Source organism: Pseudomonas sp. CCOS 191 (assembly GCF_001007005.1).
In the GTDB taxonomy this organism is placed as follows: domain Bacteria; phylum Pseudomonadota; class Gammaproteobacteria; order Pseudomonadales; family Pseudomonadaceae; genus Aquipseudomonas; species Aquipseudomonas soli.
On record NZ_LN847264.1, the window covers coordinates 1,011,407 to 1,026,104 of the forward strand.

17 protein-coding genes and 1 tRNA gene are annotated in these 14,698 nt (G+C 63.5%); 16 read left to right on the top strand and 2 right to left on the bottom strand.

All coding sequences use genetic code 11. The features are described 5' to 3' along the window. Positions 1 to 123: 123 nt before the first annotated feature. A tRNA-Leu gene (locus tag CCOS191_RS04670) sits at positions 124 to 208 on the bottom strand. Between the two features lie 109 nt (positions 209 to 317). Between CCOS191_RS04670 and queA the strand changes: the two genes are divergently transcribed. From queA to CCOS191_RS04700, 6 genes are all read left to right on the top strand, one after another. Further along, complete coding sequence (gene queA, locus CCOS191_RS04675; RefSeq protein ID WP_046854244.1) at positions 318 to 1,367, top strand: tRNA preQ1(34) S-adenosylmethionine ribosyltransferase-isomerase QueA; 1,050 nt, start codon at positions 318 to 320, stop codon at positions 1,365 to 1,367. A gap of 14 nt (positions 1,368 to 1,381) precedes the next feature. Beyond that, positions 1,382 to 2,497 carry a tRNA guanosine(34) transglycosylase Tgt gene (gene tgt, locus CCOS191_RS04680; protein WP_023629281.1) on the top strand — a complete coding sequence of 372 codons (1,116 nt, stop codon included), beginning with the start codon at positions 1,382 to 1,384 and terminating at the stop codon, positions 2,495 to 2,497. 42 nt (positions 2,498 to 2,539) lie between these two features. After that, complete coding sequence (gene yajC, locus CCOS191_RS04685) at positions 2,540 to 2,875, top strand: preprotein translocase subunit YajC (protein ID WP_023629280.1); 336 nt, start codon at positions 2,540 to 2,542, stop codon at positions 2,873 to 2,875. 64 nt (positions 2,876 to 2,939) lie between these two features. Then, on the top strand, positions 2,940 to 4,802 hold the full coding sequence (gene secD / locus CCOS191_RS04690) for a protein translocase subunit SecD (protein ID WP_046854245.1): 1,863 nt from the start codon (positions 2,940 to 2,942) through the stop codon (positions 4,800 to 4,802). A 10-nt stretch (positions 4,803 to 4,812) separates the two neighbouring features. Beyond that, a complete protein-coding gene (gene secF / locus CCOS191_RS04695; RefSeq protein WP_046854246.1) occupies positions 4,813 to 5,721 on the top strand; it encodes a protein translocase subunit SecF in 909 nt (302 codons plus the stop codon). A 121-nt stretch (positions 5,722 to 5,842) separates the two neighbouring features. Further along, a complete protein-coding gene (locus tag CCOS191_RS04700; protein WP_046854247.1) occupies positions 5,843 to 6,391 on the top strand; it encodes a glycine zipper 2TM domain-containing protein in 549 nt (182 codons plus the stop codon). Between the two features lie 68 nt (positions 6,392 to 6,459). Here the strand turns inward: CCOS191_RS04700 and suhB are convergent, their stop codons facing one another. Continuing rightward, entirely contained in the window at positions 6,460 to 7,278 is an 819-nt protein-coding gene (gene suhB / locus CCOS191_RS04705) for a type III secretion system regulator SuhB (protein ID WP_046854248.1), read from the bottom strand. A 151-nt stretch (positions 7,279 to 7,429) separates the two neighbouring features. Between suhB and trmJ the strand changes: the two genes are divergently transcribed. The 10 genes from trmJ (at position 7,430) to iscX (ending at position 14,670) form a co-directional block, all read left to right on the top strand. Beyond that, positions 7,430 to 8,185: a tRNA (cytosine(32)/uridine(32)-2'-O)-methyltransferase TrmJ gene (gene trmJ, locus CCOS191_RS04710; protein ID WP_046854249.1), complete on the top strand. Its 756-nt coding sequence runs from the start codon at positions 7,430 to 7,432 to the stop codon at positions 8,183 to 8,185. A gap of 3 nt (positions 8,186 to 8,188) precedes the next feature. Further along, a complete protein-coding gene (cysE, locus tag CCOS191_RS04715) occupies positions 8,189 to 8,977 on the top strand; it encodes a serine O-acetyltransferase (RefSeq protein WP_046854250.1) in 789 nt (262 codons plus the stop codon). Between the two features lie 168 nt (positions 8,978 to 9,145). Further along, a complete protein-coding gene (gene iscR, locus CCOS191_RS04720) occupies positions 9,146 to 9,637 on the top strand; it encodes a Fe-S cluster assembly transcriptional regulator IscR (RefSeq protein ID WP_023630639.1) in 492 nt (163 codons plus the stop codon). A 44-nt stretch (positions 9,638 to 9,681) separates the two neighbouring features. Beyond that, the gene (locus CCOS191_RS04725; RefSeq protein ID WP_046854251.1) at positions 9,682 to 10,896 is read left to right on the top strand and encodes an IscS subfamily cysteine desulfurase; all 1,215 of its coding nucleotides are present in this window, start codon (positions 9,682 to 9,684) and stop codon (positions 10,894 to 10,896) included. Between the two features lie 46 nt (positions 10,897 to 10,942). Continuing rightward, on the top strand, positions 10,943 to 11,329 hold the full coding sequence (gene iscU, locus CCOS191_RS04730) for a Fe-S cluster assembly scaffold IscU (protein ID WP_023630637.1): 387 nt from the start codon (positions 10,943 to 10,945) through the stop codon (positions 11,327 to 11,329). A 25-nt stretch (positions 11,330 to 11,354) separates the two neighbouring features. Further along, complete coding sequence (gene iscA / locus CCOS191_RS04735) at positions 11,355 to 11,678, top strand: iron-sulfur cluster assembly protein IscA (RefSeq protein ID WP_023630636.1); 324 nt, start codon at positions 11,355 to 11,357, stop codon at positions 11,676 to 11,678. Between the two features lie 8 nt (positions 11,679 to 11,686). After that, complete coding sequence (gene hscB / locus CCOS191_RS04740) at positions 11,687 to 12,208, top strand: co-chaperone HscB (protein ID WP_031315121.1); 522 nt, start codon at positions 11,687 to 11,689, stop codon at positions 12,206 to 12,208. 43 nt (positions 12,209 to 12,251) lie between these two features. Then, positions 12,252 to 14,114, top strand: a complete 1,863-nt coding sequence (gene hscA / locus CCOS191_RS04745; protein ID WP_046854252.1) for a Fe-S protein assembly chaperone HscA — start codon at positions 12,252 to 12,254, stop codon at positions 14,112 to 14,114. A gap of 3 nt (positions 14,115 to 14,117) precedes the next feature. Next, on the top strand, positions 14,118 to 14,459 hold the full coding sequence (gene fdx, locus CCOS191_RS04750) for an ISC system 2Fe-2S type ferredoxin (protein WP_046854253.1): 342 nt from the start codon (positions 14,118 to 14,120) through the stop codon (positions 14,457 to 14,459). A 10-nt stretch (positions 14,460 to 14,469) separates the two neighbouring features. Beyond that, entirely contained in the window at positions 14,470 to 14,670 is a 201-nt protein-coding gene (iscX, locus tag CCOS191_RS04755) for a Fe-S cluster assembly protein IscX (RefSeq protein WP_023630071.1), read from the top strand. Positions 14,671 to 14,698 lie beyond the last annotated feature (28 nt).

A 14,698-nucleotide genomic window follows, 5' to 3' on the forward strand; every position in this document is an offset into this window, starting at 1 on the left:
TGTGGACTCCTGTCTGTTGATCCATCCTTTGCGTGCTGTCCACCCTCAAGGCGCCAGGCTGGGTGACCACTAAAATCCGGCCATAAAAAAAGCCGACCATTTGGTCGACTTCTTTCTGGATCTTGGTGCCCCGAGGGAGACTCGAACTCCCACTCCTTTCGAAAACGGATTTTGAATCCGCCGCGTCTACCAATTCCGCCATCAGGGCTTGTGGCGCCGCAGTATAGAGAGGTCGCCCAAGGCGGTCAATCGGCTTTCATGGTCAATTTTCACGCATTGGGCTAAACTTCCCGGCCCTGTCGAACCCGAACATCATCATGCGCGTCGCCGATTTTTCCTTCGAACTCCCCGATTCCCTGATTGCCCGCCATCCACTGGCCGAGCGTCATGGCAGCCGCCTGCTGGTGCTCGATGGCCCCAGCGGCGAACTGGCCCACAAGCAGTTCACTGACCTGCTCGACTACCTGCGCCCCGGCGACCTGATGGTGTTCAACAACACCCGGGTGATCCCGGCGCGGCTGTTCGGCCAGAAAGCCTCCGGCGGCAAGCTGGAAGTGCTGGTCGAGCGCGTGCTCGACAGCCACCGCGTGCTGGCTCATGTGCGTGCAAGCAAGGCACCTAAAGAAGGCGCGCAGATCCTCATCGACGGTGGCGGCGAGGCCGAGATGGTCGCCCGCCACGACACCTTGTTCGAGCTGCGTTTCAGCGAAGAGGTGCTGCCGCTGCTCGAGCGCGTCGGCCATATGCCGCTGCCGCCGTATATCGATCGCCCCGACGAGGGCGCCGACCGCGAGCGCTACCAGACCGTCTACGCTCAGCGCGCCGGCGCCGTGGCCGCGCCTACCGCCGGCCTGCACTTCGACGAGGCGCTGCTGGAAAAGATCGCCGCCAAGGGCGTCGAGCGCGCCTTCGTCACCCTGCACGTAGGGGCGGGCACCTTCCAGCCGGTGCGGGTCGACAAGATCGAAGACCACACCATGCATAAAGAGTGGCTCGAAGTGAGCCAGGATGTGGTCGATGCCGTGCAGGCCTGCCGCGCCCGTGGCGGCCGGGTGGTCGCCGTGGGCACCACCAGCGTGCGTTCGCTGGAGAGCGCGGCGCGCGATGGCGAGCTCAAGGCGTTTAGCGGCGACACCGACATCTTCATCTTCCCGGGCCGGCCGTTCCATGTGGTCGATTGCCTGGTCACCAACTTCCACCTGCCGGAGTCCACGCTGCTGATGCTGGTCTCGGCCTTCGCCGGTTACCCCGAGACCATGGCCGCCTATGCGGCGGCGGTCGCGAACGGTTACCGCTTCTTCAGTTACGGTGATGCCATGTTCATCACCCGCAATCCGGCGCCACGCGGCCCAGAGGATCAAGCATGAGTCGCACCTGTCGAATGTCGTTCGAACTGCTGGCCACCGACGGCAAGGCCCGTCGCGGCCGGCTGACCTTCCCCCGTGGCACGGTCGAGACCCCGGCCTTCATGCCGGTGGGCACCTATGGCACGGTCAAGGGCATGCTGCCGCGTGACATCGAGGCCATCGGCGCCGAGATCATCCTCGGCAACACCTTCCACCTGTGGCTGCGCCCGGGTACCGAAGTCATCAAGAAACACAACGGCCTGCACGATTTCATGCAATGGAAAGGCCCTATCCTCACTGATTCCGGTGGTTTCCAGGTGTTCAGCCTGGGCGCCATGCGCAAGATCAAGGAGGAAGGCGTGACCTTCGCATCGCCAGTGGACGGTTCCAAGGTGTTCATGGGGCCGGAAGAGTCCATGCAGGTCCAGCGCGACCTGGGCTCGGACATCGTGATGATCTTCGACGAGTGCACGCCGTACCCGGCCGAGCACGACGTGGCGCGCACCTCGATGGAGCTGTCGCTGCGCTGGGCCCAGCGCTCGAAGAACGCCCATGGCGACAACACCGCGGCGCTGTTCGGTATCGTCCAGGGCGGCATGTACCAGGACCTGCGCATGCGCTCGCTGGAAGCGCTGGTCAACATCGACTTCGATGGCCTGGCCATCGGCGGCCTGTCGGTGGGCGAGCCCAAGCACGAGATGATCAAGGTGCTGGACTACCTGCCCGCGCAGATGCCGGCTGACAAACCTCGTTACCTTATGGGGGTAGGCAAGCCGGAAGATCTTGTAGAGGGTGTGCGCCGCGGCGTCGACATGTTCGACTGCGTGATGCCCACGCGCAACGCGCGCAACGGCCATCTGTTCGTCGATACCGGGGTGATCAAGATCCGCAACGCGTTCCATCGCCACGATGAATCGCCGCTGGATCCGACCTGCGATTGCTACACCTGCACCAACTTCTCCCGCGCCTATCTGCACCACCTGGACAAGTGCGGCGAAATGTTGAGCAGCATGCTGAATACCATCCACAACTTGCGCCATTACCAGCGCTTGATGGCCGGTTTACGCGAGGCTATTCAACAGGGTAAATTGGCCGCCTTTGTCGACGCCTTCTACGCCAAGCGCGGGCTTCCCGTTCCGCCTTTGGACTGACTGTTCGCAATCATTATTAGAAAATTCCATTAGGAGAGCCCAATGAGCTTCTTTATCCCCGCCGCCTACGCGGACGCAGCAGCCCCCGCCGCCGGCCCAGCCGGTACCGGCTTCGAGTGGATCTTCCTGGTCGGCTTCCTGGTCATCTTCTACCTGATGATCTGGCGCCCGCAGGCCAAGCGTGCCAAAGAGCAGAAGAACCTGCTGAGCAACTTGCAAAAAGGTGACGAAGTTGTCACCAACGGCGGCATCGCCGGCAAGATCGTCAAGGTTGCCGATGACTTCGTGGTCCTGGAAGTGTCCGACAATGTCGAGCTGAAGTTCCAGAAGGGCGCCATTGCCGCGACCCTGCCAAAAGGTACGCTCAAGGCTATCTGAGTTACCGGTTTCATTTTTCCAGTCGGGGCGCGCAAAGCGCCCCGCGTCTTGAACGGGCGGCGTGATGCTGAACAAATACCCTCTGTGGAAATACCTGCTGATCGTGTTGGTACTGGCGGTCGGCTTCATTTATTCCGCACCCAACCTCTATCCGGATGATCCGGCGGTGCAGATCAGCGGTGCCAGTTCCGCCCTGCATGTCAGCCAGGCCGATCTCGATCGCGTCACCAAGGCGCTGACCGATGCCGGCATCACCGTCAAAGGCGGCAGCCTGGGCGAGAAGGGCAGCGCGCTGGTGCGCCTGACCAACCAGGAAGACCAGTTGCCGGCCAAGGATGTGGCGCGCAAGGCCCTCGGTGACGACTATGTCGTGGCCCTGAACCTGGCCCAGACCACTCCGCAGTGGCTGCGCAACCTGGGTGCCAGCCCGATGAAGCTCGGCCTGGACCTGTCCGGTGGTGTGCACTTCCTGCTGGAAGTGGACATGGACAAGGCCATGACCGCGCGCATGAAAGTCTACGAAGGCGAGGTCAAGACCTTGCTGCGCAAAGAGCGCATCCGCTACCGCAGCCTGCCGCAGCAGGACGGCGGGATCATGCTGGGCTTCGCCGACGATGCCACCCGCGAACAGGCTCGCAGCCTGATCCGCAAGAATTTCAGTGATTTCGACCTGACCACCACCGAGCGCAACGAGCTCGCCGTGCTGCGCCTGGCACTGACCCAGGCCAAGGTCGCCGAGATCCGCGAATACTCCATCAAGCAGAACCTGACCACCGTTCGCAACCGTGTGAACGAGCTGGGCGTGGCCGAGCCGCTGGTGCAGCGCCAGGGCGCCAACCGCATCGTGGTCGAGCTGCCGGGCGTGCAGGACACTGCCGAAGCCAAGCGTATCCTCGGCAAGACCGCCAACCTGGAGTTCCGCTTCGGTGCCGAGCCGGGCGCGTCCAAGGCCACCACCGAAGTGTTCGAGTTCCGCGAAGGCGGCCGCTCCGCTCCGGTCGAGCGCGGCCTGATCATCACCGGTGACCAGGTGACCGACGCCCAGGCCAGCTTCGACGAGCACGGTCGCCCGCAGGTGAACATTCGCCTCGACGGCCATGGCGGCGAGCTGATGAGCCGCGCTACGCGCACCAACGTCGGGCGCAGCATGGCGGTGATCTTCATCGAGCAGAAGCCGATCACCCGCTACGAGAAGCAGACCGTCGATGGCGTCGAGAAGGACGTTGCCGTACAGAGCTTCAAGGAAGAGAAGAAGATCATCAGCCTGGCGACCATCCAGTCGCCTTTGGGCAGCCAGTTCCGCATCACCGGCCTGAACGGCCAGGGCGAATCGTCCGAGCTGGCCCTGCTGCTGCGTGCCGGTGGTCTGGCCGCGCCAATGTACTTCGCCGAAGAACGTACCATTGGCCCGAGCCTGGGTGCCGACAACATCACCAAGGGTATCGACGCGTCCCTGTGGGGCATGCTGTTCGTCTCGCTGTTCATCATCGCCATCTACCGTGGCTTCGGCGTGATCGCCACCGTGGCCCTGGCGGGCAACATGGTCCTGCTGCTGGCGCTGATGTCGCTGCTGGGGGCCACGCTGACCCTGCCGGGTATCGCCGGTATCGTGCTGACCATGGGCATGGCGGTGGACGCCAACGTGCTGATCTTCTCGCGTATCCGCGAGGAGCTCAAAGCCGGCATGTCGGTGCAGCGCGCCATCCACGAAGGCTTCAACCGTGCGTACACCGCGATCATCGACGCCAACCTGACCAGCCTGCTGGTCGGCGGCATCCTGTTCGCCATGGGTACCGGCCCGGTCAAAGGCTTCGCGGTCACCATGTCCCTCGGGATTTTCACCTCGATGTTCACCGCCGTCATGGTGACCCGTGCAATGGTCAACCTGACCTGCGGCGGGCGTGACATCAAGAAGCTGTGGGTTTGAGGGAGCTGCGATGAAAACCATCAACTTCATGGGCGTGCGCAATGTCGCGTTCGCCATTACCGTGCTCCTCACCGTGCTGGCGCTGTTCAGCTGGTGGCAGAAGGGCCTGAACTTCGGCCTGGACTTCACTGGCGGCACGCTGATCGAGCTGACCTACGAGCGCCCGGCGGATCTCAAGGCCGTGCGTGCCGAGCTGGTCGATTCCGGCTTCCACGAGGCCGTGGTGCAGAGCTTCGGCGCCACCACCGACCTGCTGGTGCGCATGCCGGGCGACGACCCGCAACTGGGCAACAAGGTGGCCGCAGCGCTGCAGAAGGCCGGTGGCGACAACCCGGCCACGGTCAAGCGTGTCGAGTTCGTCGGCCCGCAGGTCGGTGAAGAACTGCGCGACCAAGGCGGCATGGGCATGCTCCTGGCCCTGGGCGGTATCCTCATCTACCTGGCCTTCCGCTTCCAGTGGAAGTTCGCCGTTGGTGCGATCATCTCGCTGGTCCACGACGTGGTGGTGACCCTGGGTATCCTGTCGTTCTTCCAGATCACCTTCGACCTGACGGTGCTGGCGGCGGTGCTGGCGATCATCGGTTACTCGCTCAACGACACCATCGTCGTGTTCGACCGGGTGCGCGAGAACTTCCGGGTCATGCGCAAGGCCTCGCTGATCGAGAACATCAACGTCTCGACCACCCAGACCCTGCTGCGCACCATCGCCACTTCGGTATCGACCCTGCTGGCCATCGCCGCGCTGCTGTTCTTCGGCGGCGACAACCTGTTCGGCTTCTCCCTGGCGCTGTTCATCGGTGTCATGGCGGGTACCTACTCGTCGATCTACATCGCCAACGTGGTGCTGATCTGGCTGAACCTGAGCAGCGAAGACCTGATCCCGCCGGTCAAGACCGAGGGTGTGGACGAGCGCCCGTAAGGCTTCGTCCTGCGCCGTCTGGCGTAAAGAAAGGCGCGAGTGTTGAACTCGCGCCTTTTTTTTTGCTCCAAGGCTGGGAGAAGGCGGGCCATATGCCCGCGGGTACGATCAGGAGGTTCACGTGAACAAATCAATGCTGGTGGGTGCGGTTCTGGGTGCTGTCGGTGTGACTGCCGGAGGTGCTGTGGCGACCTACAGCTTGGTGAACAAGGGGCCTGAGTACGCCCAGGTCACCGACGTGCAGCCGATCAAGCAGCAGGTGAAGACGCCGCGCGAGGTCTGCAAGGATGTCACCGTGACGCGCCAGGCGCCGGTCAAGGACCAGCACCAGATCGCCGGCACGGTGGTCGGTGCCATCGCCGGTGGTCTGCTGGGTAACCAGATTGGCGGCGGTACCGGCAAGAAGATTGCCACCGTGGCCGGTGCGGTCGGTGGTGGCTATGCCGGCAACAAGGTGCAGGAAGGCATGCAGGAGCGTGACACCTACACCACCACGCAAACCCGGTGCAACACGGTCAATGACATCAGTGACAAGGTCGTGGGCTACAACGTGACCTATTCCATTGGTGATCAGGTCGGCAAGGTGAAAATGGATCACGAGCCGGGCTCGACCATCCCGCTGGACAAGAACGGCAAGCTGATCCTGGGTCAGAATCAGCCGGGGCAGTGAAGCTGCGTCAGTGCCAAAAACGAAAAAAGCACCTCGAGAGGTGCTTTTTTTGTGCTCGCAATCGGCGCTTAGCGCTTCATGTGTTCCGGCAGGTGCGGCTGGATGGCAGTCAGCACGGCCTTGAAGCACTTGATGTTGCCCGCGACGATGTGGCCTTTTTCGAGGAATTCGTGGCCACCGTTGAAGTCGCTGACCAGGCCGCCCGCTTCCTGGATCAGCAGCACGCCTGCGGCCATGTCCCACTCGGACAGGCCCGACTCCCAGAAGGCGTCGAAGCGGCCGGCAGCCACGTAGGCCAGGTCCAGGCTGGCGGAGCCGGCGCGGCGGATGCCGGCGGTCTGGCCGGTCAGGGCGCGGAACATGCCCAGGTAGTTGTCCAGGTCGGCCATCTGGCTGTCACGGAACGGGAAGCCGGTACCCAGCAGGGCGCCTTCCAGGCTGGTGCGCGAGCTGACGCGCAGGCGACGGCCATTGATCTGGGCGCCACGGCCACGGCTGGCGGTGAATTCTTCCTGGCGAACCGGGTCGACGATCACGGCGTGCTCGAGGCGGCCACGGTATTTGCAGGCGATGCTGACAGCGAAGTGCGGCACGCCACGCAGGAAGTTGGTGGTGCCGTCCAGCGGATCGATGATCCACAGGTAGTCCTTGCCTTCTTCGCCGGTGCCGGCGTGCAGGCCAGTTTCTTCGCCCTGGATGGAGTGGTTCGGGTAGGCCTTGCGCAGGGCCTCGACGATGACCTTCTCGGCGGCGCGATCAACCTCGGACACATAGTCCTTGGCCTGCTTTTCGTCGACTTTGATGCTGTCCAGGCGTTCGATGGAGCGGAAAATCAGTTCACTGGCGCTGCGAGCGGCGCGCAGGGCGATATTCAGCATAGGCTGCATGGGAAGGTCACCTGGAGATGTTAAAGAGGAAAGCCGGCCATTCTAGCAGAAATCTTTGACGACAGAAGTGTCACATTTGCTTTCATGGCGTTACGCTGGTCGGTTCTGTAAGATCGAACCCTCCTTTTTCTGCATCCGAGAGCACGACACCTTGCTGCAAAATATTCGTGTTGTCCTGGTCAATACCAGCCACCCCGGCAACATCGGCGGCGCTGCGCGTGCCATGAAGAACATGGGCTTGTCGCGCCTGGTGCTGGTGCAACCGAAAGAATTCCCGGCCGCCGATGCCTCGGCGCGCGCCTCGGGTGCCGACGATGTGCTGGCCGGCGCCCAGGTGGTCGACAGCCTCGAGCAGGCGCTGGTCGGCTGCAGTCTGGTCATGGGCACCAGCGCCCGCGAGCGCAGCATTCCCTGGCCGCTGATCGGCCCCCGTGAGTGCGGCACCAAGGCGGTGGAGCACGCCCTGGCCGGCGAGGAAATCGCCCTGGTGTTCGGTCGCGAGCACGCCGGCCTGACCAACGAAGAACTGCAGCGATGTCACTTCCACGTGCACATTCCCTCCAATCCCGACTTCAGCTCGCTGAATCTGGCCGCCGCGGTCCAGGTGCTCGCCTACGAGGTGCGCATGGCCTCGTTGGCGGTGCAGGACACGGCGCCAAAGGTCGAGAAGGCGGACGCCAATGAGTTGGCGACCATGGACGAAATGGAGCTGTTCTATGACCACCTGGAAAAGACCCTGGTGGACATCGGCTTCCTCGACCCTGCCAAGCCCAAGCACCTGATGCCGCGCATGCGCCGGCTGTATGGGCGCAGCTCGGTCGAGCGTACGGAAATGAGCATTTTGCGCGGCATCCTCACCGAGACCCAGAAAGTCGTCCGGGGCGAGCCGCATAAACGGAAGGACTGAACGATGTTCGAGCGTCTGCGTGAAGATATTCAAAGTGTTTTCCATCGTGACCCGGCGGCGCGCAATGCCTTCGAGGTGCTGACCTGCTACCCGGGCATGCACGCCATCTGGCTGCACCGCCTGGGCAATGCCCTGTGGAAGCGCGATTTCAAATGGCTGGCGCGCCTGGTGTCGAACTTCGGTCGCTGGATGACCGGCATCGAGATCCACCCGGGCGCGACCATCGGCCGGCGGTTCTTCATCGACCACGGCATGGGCATCGTCATTGGCGAAACCGCCGAGATCGGCGACGACGTGACCCTCTACCAGGGTGTCACCCTTGGTGGTACCAGCTGGAACAAGGGCAAGCGTCACCCGACCCTGGAAAACGGCGTCGTGGTCGGTGCCGGGGCCAAGGTGCTGGGCCCGTTCACCGTGGGCGCCGGGGCCAAGATCGGCTCCAACGCCGTGGTCACCAAGGCTGTGCCGGCCGGCGCCACGGCGGTGGGCATCCCGGGGCGGATCATCGTCAAGACCGAGGATGACGCCGTCGAGGCCAAGCGCAAGGCCATGGCCGAGAAGATCGGCTTCGATGCCTATGGCGTCAGTGGCGACATGCCGGACCCGGTGGCGCGCGCCATCGGCCAGATGCTCGACCACCTGCAGGCCGTCGACGAGCGCCTGGAGGGCATGTGTGGCGCGCTGACCCGGATGGGCAGTGACTACTGCGCCAAGGAGCTGCCGGCGCTGCCCGACGACGACTTCGCCGAAGCCTGCGTCGAGCTGAAGCAGGGCGACACTCGGTCGCATTGATTGCGCCGGCCCGATACAAGGGGCGTGTGCTCGCGCCCCTTGTCTGCTACACTCGCGGCCGCCTCCCGCATGCATACCCGACTAAAGCACTAGGTCTTATAGTTGACTTAAATGCTCGGGAATCGCATACTCGCACACATCCTGTAACTCCCGTGGTACCCATACGCCATGCGACTGACTACCAAAGGCCGATACGCCGTGACCGCCATGCTTGACCTGGCGTTGCACGCGCAGCAGGGGCCGGTGTCTTTGGCCGATATTTCCGAGCGCCAGGGCATTTCCCTCTCTTATCTGGAACAGCTGTTCGCCAAGCTGCGCCGCAGCAGCCTGGTATCCAGCGTTCGCGGCCCAGGCGGCGGCTACCAGCTGTCGCGAGGCATGGAAACCATCCAGGTGGCCCAGGTCATCGACGCGGTCAATGAATCGGTCGATGCCACCCGTTGCCAGGGCCTGGGGGATTGCCACGCCGGTGATACCTGCCTGACTCACCACCTGTGGTGTGACCTGAGCCAGCAGATCCATGAATTCCTCAGTGGCATCAGCCTGGCTGACCTCGTCATGCGCCGCGAGGTGCAGGAAGTCGCCCAGCGCCAGGACCTGCGCCGCGTCGCAGGCCGAACTGCCCAGCTGGACAAGATTGAGACGTCCGCCGTCGACTGAAACTGCAGCGACGAGCGACGCCACCGCCTGATAGGAGATACTCAATGAAGTTGCCGATCTACCTCGATTACTCCGCGACCACGCCGGTCGATCCCCGTGTCGCCCAGAAGATGGCCGAGTGCCTGCTGGTTGACGGGAACTTCGGTAACCCGGCCTCGCGCTCCCACGTGTTCGGCTGGAAAGCCGAGGAAGCAGTCGAGAACGGCCGCCGCCAGGTCGCCGAGCTGATCAATGCCGATCCGCGCGAGATCGTCTGGACCAGCGGTGCCACCGAGTCCGACAACCTCGCCCTCAAAGGCGTGGCGCACTTCTATCAGACCAAGGGCAAGCACATCATCACCTCCAAGATCGAGCACAAGGCGGTCCTGGATACCGCTCGCCAGCTCGAGCGTGAAGGTTTCGAGGTCACCTACCTCGAGCCAGGCGAAGACGGCATCGTCACCCCGGCGATGGTCGAAGCCGTCCTGCGCGACGACACCATCCTGGTCTCGCTGATGCACGTGAACAACGAAGTCGGCTCGATCAACGACATCGCCGCCATCGGTGAACTGACCCGTTCGCGCGGTGTACTGTTCCACGTCGACGCCGCCCAGTCGGCCGGCCGGGTCGAGATCGACCTGCAAAAGCTGAAAGTCGACCTGATGTCGTTCTCGGCGCACAAGGTCTACGGCCCGAAAGGCATCGGTGCGCTGTACGTCAGCCGCAAGCCGCGTGTGCGCCTGGAAGCCATCATCCACGGTGGTGGCCATGAGCGCGGCATGCGTTCGGGCACCCTGCCGACCCACCAGATCGTCGGCATGGGCGAAGCCTTCGCCATCGCCAAGCAGGAAATGGCCGCTGAAAACGTGCGCATCAAGGCCCTGAGCGACCGCTTCTTCAAGCAGGTCTCGGACCTCGAAGAGCTGTACGTCAACGGCAGCCAGACCCAGCGCGTGCCGCACAACCTGAACCTGAGCTTCAACTACGTCGAAGGCGAGTCGCTGCTGATGTCGCTCAAGGACATCGCTGTTTCGTCCGGTTCGGCCTGCACCTCCGCTTCGCTCGAGCCGTCCTACGTCCTGCGCGCCCTGGGTCGCAACGACGAGCTGGCGCACAGCTCGATCCGCTTCTCCTTCGGTCGCTTCACCACCGAGGAAGAAGTCGACTACGCCGCGCAGAAAGTCTGCGAGGCGGTGAACAAGCTGCGCGAATTGTCGCCGCTGTGGGACATGTACAAAGACGGCGTCGACATCTCCAAGATCGAGTGGGCCGCCCACTAAGCAGTCGCCGGCAAGAGCGGCTCCCTGATGAGGAAGGAATTGCACCATGGCATACAGTGAAAAGGTCATCGACCACTACGAAAACCCGCGCAACGTCGGCAAGATGAACGCCGACGATCCGGATGTCGGTACCGGCATGGTCGGCGCTCCGGCCTGCGGTGACGTGATGCGCCTGCAGATCAAGGTCAACGAGCAGGGCGTCATCGAAGACGCCAAGTTCAAGACCTACGGTTGCGGTTCGGCCATCGCCTCCAGCTCCCTCGCCACCGAGTGGATGAAGGGCAAGACCCTGGACGAGGCCGAGACCATCAAGAACACCCAGCTGGCTGAAGAGCTGGCATTGCCGCCGGTCAAGATCCACTGCTCCGTGCTCGCCGAAGATGCCATCAAGGCCGCTGTTCGCGATTACAAGCAGAAGAAAGGCTTGGTCTGAGTCGACTGCGAGGTAAGGAGTTCCGATGGCTATCAGCATGACAGAAGCCGCCGCCAACCACATTCGCCGCTCCCTCGACGGGCGCGGCAAGGGTGAGGGCATTCGCCTGGGCGTGCGCACCACCGGCTGCTCGGGCCTGGCCTACGTGCTGGAGTTCGTCGACGAGCTCGCTGCCGAAGACCAGGTGTTCGAGAACCACGGCGTGAAGGTCATCATCGACCCGAAGAGCCTGGTGTACCTCGACGGCACCGAGCTGGACTTCGTCAAGGAAGGGTTGAACGAAGGTTTCAAGTTCAACAACCCCAACGTGCGCGGTGAGTGTGGCTGCGGCGAAAGCTTCAACGTTTGAGGCTGGCTGTGGGTACTCTTTGCCATTTCGCCCTGTTCGACCTGCAACCGGCTTTCCGCCTGGACCTCGACAAACTGGCTGTTCGCTATCGCGAGTTGGCCCGTGAGGTCCACCCTGACCGCTTCGCCGACGCTTCCGAGCGTGAGCAGCGTGTCGCGCTGGAAAAGTCTGCGGCGCTGAACGACGCTTACCAGACCTTGCGCAGCGCGCCGCGTCGCGCCCGGTACCTGCTGGCCATCGGTGGCCACGAAGTGCCCCAGGAAGTCACGGTGCATGACCCGGACTTCCTGCTGCAGCAGATGCAGTGGCGCGAAGAGCTCGAAGAGTTGCAGGACGAAGCCGACCTTGACGGTGTCGGTGTGTTCAAGAAGCGCCTCAAGGGTGCCCAGGACGCACTGAACAATGACTTCGCCGACTGTTGGGACGATGCAGCCCAGCGCGACAAGGCCGAGCGCCTGATGCGCCGCATGCAGTTCCTCGACAAGCTCGCCCAAGAAGTGCGCCAACTCGAAGAGCGCCTCGACGATTAACCCCGGCGTCGCCCGTGATGACGCCTAAGGTACTCAGATAAGCATGGCCCTACTGCAGATCGCCGAACCCGGTCAGAGCCCTCAACCGCACCAGCGCCGCCTGGCGGTGGGTATCGACCTGGGCACCACCAATTCTCTCGTCGCCGCCGTGCGCAGCGGGCGCAGCGAGCCGCTGCCCGACGACCAGGGCCAGGTGATCCTGCCCTCGGCCGTGCGTTATCTCGAAGGCCGCAGCGAAGTGGGCCAGGTCGCCCGTGATGCCGCCTCCAGCGACCCGTTGAACACCATCCTGTCGGTCAAGCGCCTGATGGGGCGCGGTCTGGCCGACGTCAAGCAATTGGGCGAGCAACTGCCGTACCGCTTCGTCGGTGGCGAGTCGCACATGCCGTTCATCGACACCGTCCAGGGCCCGAAGAGCCCGGTGGAAGTGTCGGCCGATATCCTCAAGGTACTGCGCCATCGCGCTGAGCAAACCCTCGGTGGCGAGCTGGTGGGTGCGGTGATCACCGTGCCGGCATACTTCGACGATGCCCAGCGCCAGGCAACCAAGGACGCCGCCAAACTGGCCGGCCTCAATGTCCTGCGCCTGCTCAACGAGCCTACCGCGGCGGCCGTGGCCTATGGCCTGGACCAGAATGCCGAAGGCCTGGTGGCGATCTACGACCTGGGCGGTGGTACCTTCGATATTTCCATCTTGCGCCTGACCGGCGGTGTCTTCGAAGTGCTGGCCACCGGTGGCGATACTGCCCTGGGCGGCGATGACTTCGACCACGCCATCGCCGGCTGGATCATCGAGCAGGCGGGGCTGTCCTCCGACCTCGACCCGGCCACCCAGCGCCAGCTGCTGCAGGCTGCCTGTGCGGCCAAGGAAGCCCTGACCGACGCCGACGTGGTCGGTGTCAGCCACGGCGCCTGGCAGGGCGAGCTGAGCCGGGCGGCTTTCGACGCCATGATCGAGCCATTGGTCGCCCGCAGCCTCAAGGCTTGCCGTCGTGCCGTGCGTGACAGCGGCGTCGAGCTCGAAGAAGTCGGCGCGGTGGTCATGGTCGGCGGTTCGACCCGCGTGCCGCGCGTGCGCGAGGCGGTCGGCGCACTGTTTGGCCGTACCCCGCTGACCTCGATCGACCCCGACCAGGTGGTGGCCATCGGTGCCGCGATCCAGGCCGACACCCTGGCCGGCAATCGTCGCGAAGGCGGCGAGCTGTTGCTGCTGGACGTCATCCCGCTGTCGCTCGGCCTCGAGACCATGGGCGGGCTGATGGAGAAGGTGATCCCGCGCAACACCACCATCCCGGTGGCCCGCGCCCAGGAGTTCACCACTTACAAGGATGGCCAGTCGGCCATGATGATCCACGTCCTGCAGGGTGAGCGCGAGCTGATCAGCGATTGCCGCTCGCTGGCACGCTTCGAGCTGCGCGGGATCCCGGCGATGGTGGCCGGTGCGGCGAAGATCCGCGTGACCTTCCAGGTCGACGCCGACGGCCTGCTCAGCGTCGCCGCCCGCGAGCTGGGTTCGGGCGTGGAATCGAGCATCCAGGTCAAGCCATCCTATGGCCTGACCGACGGCGAGATCGCCCGCATGCTCAAGGATTCGTTCGAGCATGCCGGCTCCGACAAGCACGCGCGCCAGTTGCGCGAGCACCAGGTCGACGCCGAGCGCCTGCTTGAAGCAGTGCAGGGCGCCCTGGACGCCGATGGCGAACGCCTGCTCAGCAGTGACGAGCGCGACGCCATTGCATTCCAGATGCAGGAACTACGTGATTTGCTGAGCGGCACTGATGGCGCCGCCATCGAGCAACAGACCAAGCGTCTGTCGCAGGTGACCGATGCATTTGCCGCCCGTCGCCTTGATTCGACGGTCAAAGCCGCACTGGCCGGGCGCAACCTGAATGAGATCGAGGAGTAATCGATGCCGCTGGTGACATTCCTGCCGCATGAGAAGTTCTGCCCCGAAGGGCTGACCGTGGAAGTGCCGTCCGGGACCAATATCCTGGAGCTGGCCCACGACCATCACATCGAGATGGAAAGCGCCTGCGGCGGCGTCAAGGCCTGCACCACCTGCCATTGCATCATCCGCAAGGGCTTCGACTCCCTTGAGGAGGCCGATGAGCTGGAGGAAGACATGCTGGACAAGGCCTGGGGCCTGGAGGCGCAATCGCGCCTGGGTTGCCAGGTGGTCGTCGGCGATGAGGACCTCACCATCGAGATCCCCAAATACTCGCTCAACCACGCCGCAGAAGCGCCGCACTGAGGTTTTGTACATGAGTCTGAAATGGGTTGATGTACTTGAGATCGCCATCCAGCTTGCGGAAAGCAAGCCTGAGGTCGATCCTCATTACGTGAATTTCGTCGATCTGCGCGCCTGGGTGATGGCGCTGCCTGAATTCGATGACGATCCGTCGCGTTGCGGTGAGAAGGTTCTCGAGGCCATCCAGGCGGCCTGGATCGACGAAGCCGACTGAACGCACGCTGCAGGTTAGGCAATCCCCC

Bases quoted from the DNA above. Each gene is read 5' to 3' on its own strand.
- queA (WP_046854244.1), top strand. From the start codon at position 318: ATGCGCGTCGCCGATTTTTCCTTCGAACTCCCCGATTCCCTGATTGCC.
- tgt (WP_023629281.1), top strand. From the start codon at position 1,382: ATGTCGTTCGAACTGCTGGCCACCGACGGCAAGGCCCGTCGCGGCCGG.
- yajC (WP_023629280.1), top strand. From the start codon at position 2,540: ATGAGCTTCTTTATCCCCGCCGCCTACGCGGACGCAGCAGCCCCCGCC.
- secD (WP_046854245.1), top strand. From the start codon at position 2,940: ATGCTGAACAAATACCCTCTGTGGAAATACCTGCTGATCGTGTTGGTA.
- secF (WP_046854246.1), top strand. From the start codon at position 4,813: ATGAAAACCATCAACTTCATGGGCGTGCGCAATGTCGCGTTCGCCATT.
- suhB (WP_046854248.1), bottom strand. From the start codon at position 7,278: ATGCAGCCTATGCTGAATATCGCCCTGCGCGCCGCTCGCAGCGCCAGT.
- cysE (WP_046854250.1), top strand. From the start codon at position 8,189: ATGTTCGAGCGTCTGCGTGAAGATATTCAAAGTGTTTTCCATCGTGAC.
- iscR (WP_023630639.1), top strand. From the start codon at position 9,146: ATGCGACTGACTACCAAAGGCCGATACGCCGTGACCGCCATGCTTGAC.
- CCOS191_RS04725 (WP_046854251.1), top strand. From the start codon at position 9,682: ATGAAGTTGCCGATCTACCTCGATTACTCCGCGACCACGCCGGTCGAT.
- iscU (WP_023630637.1), top strand. From the start codon at position 10,943: ATGGCATACAGTGAAAAGGTCATCGACCACTACGAAAACCCGCGCAAC.
- iscA (WP_023630636.1), top strand. From the start codon at position 11,355: ATGGCTATCAGCATGACAGAAGCCGCCGCCAACCACATTCGCCGCTCC.
- hscA (WP_046854252.1), top strand. From the start codon at position 12,252: ATGGCCCTACTGCAGATCGCCGAACCCGGTCAGAGCCCTCAACCGCAC.
- fdx (WP_046854253.1), top strand. From the start codon at position 14,118: ATGCCGCTGGTGACATTCCTGCCGCATGAGAAGTTCTGCCCCGAAGGG.
- iscX (WP_023630071.1), top strand. From the start codon at position 14,470: ATGAGTCTGAAATGGGTTGATGTACTTGAGATCGCCATCCAGCTTGCG.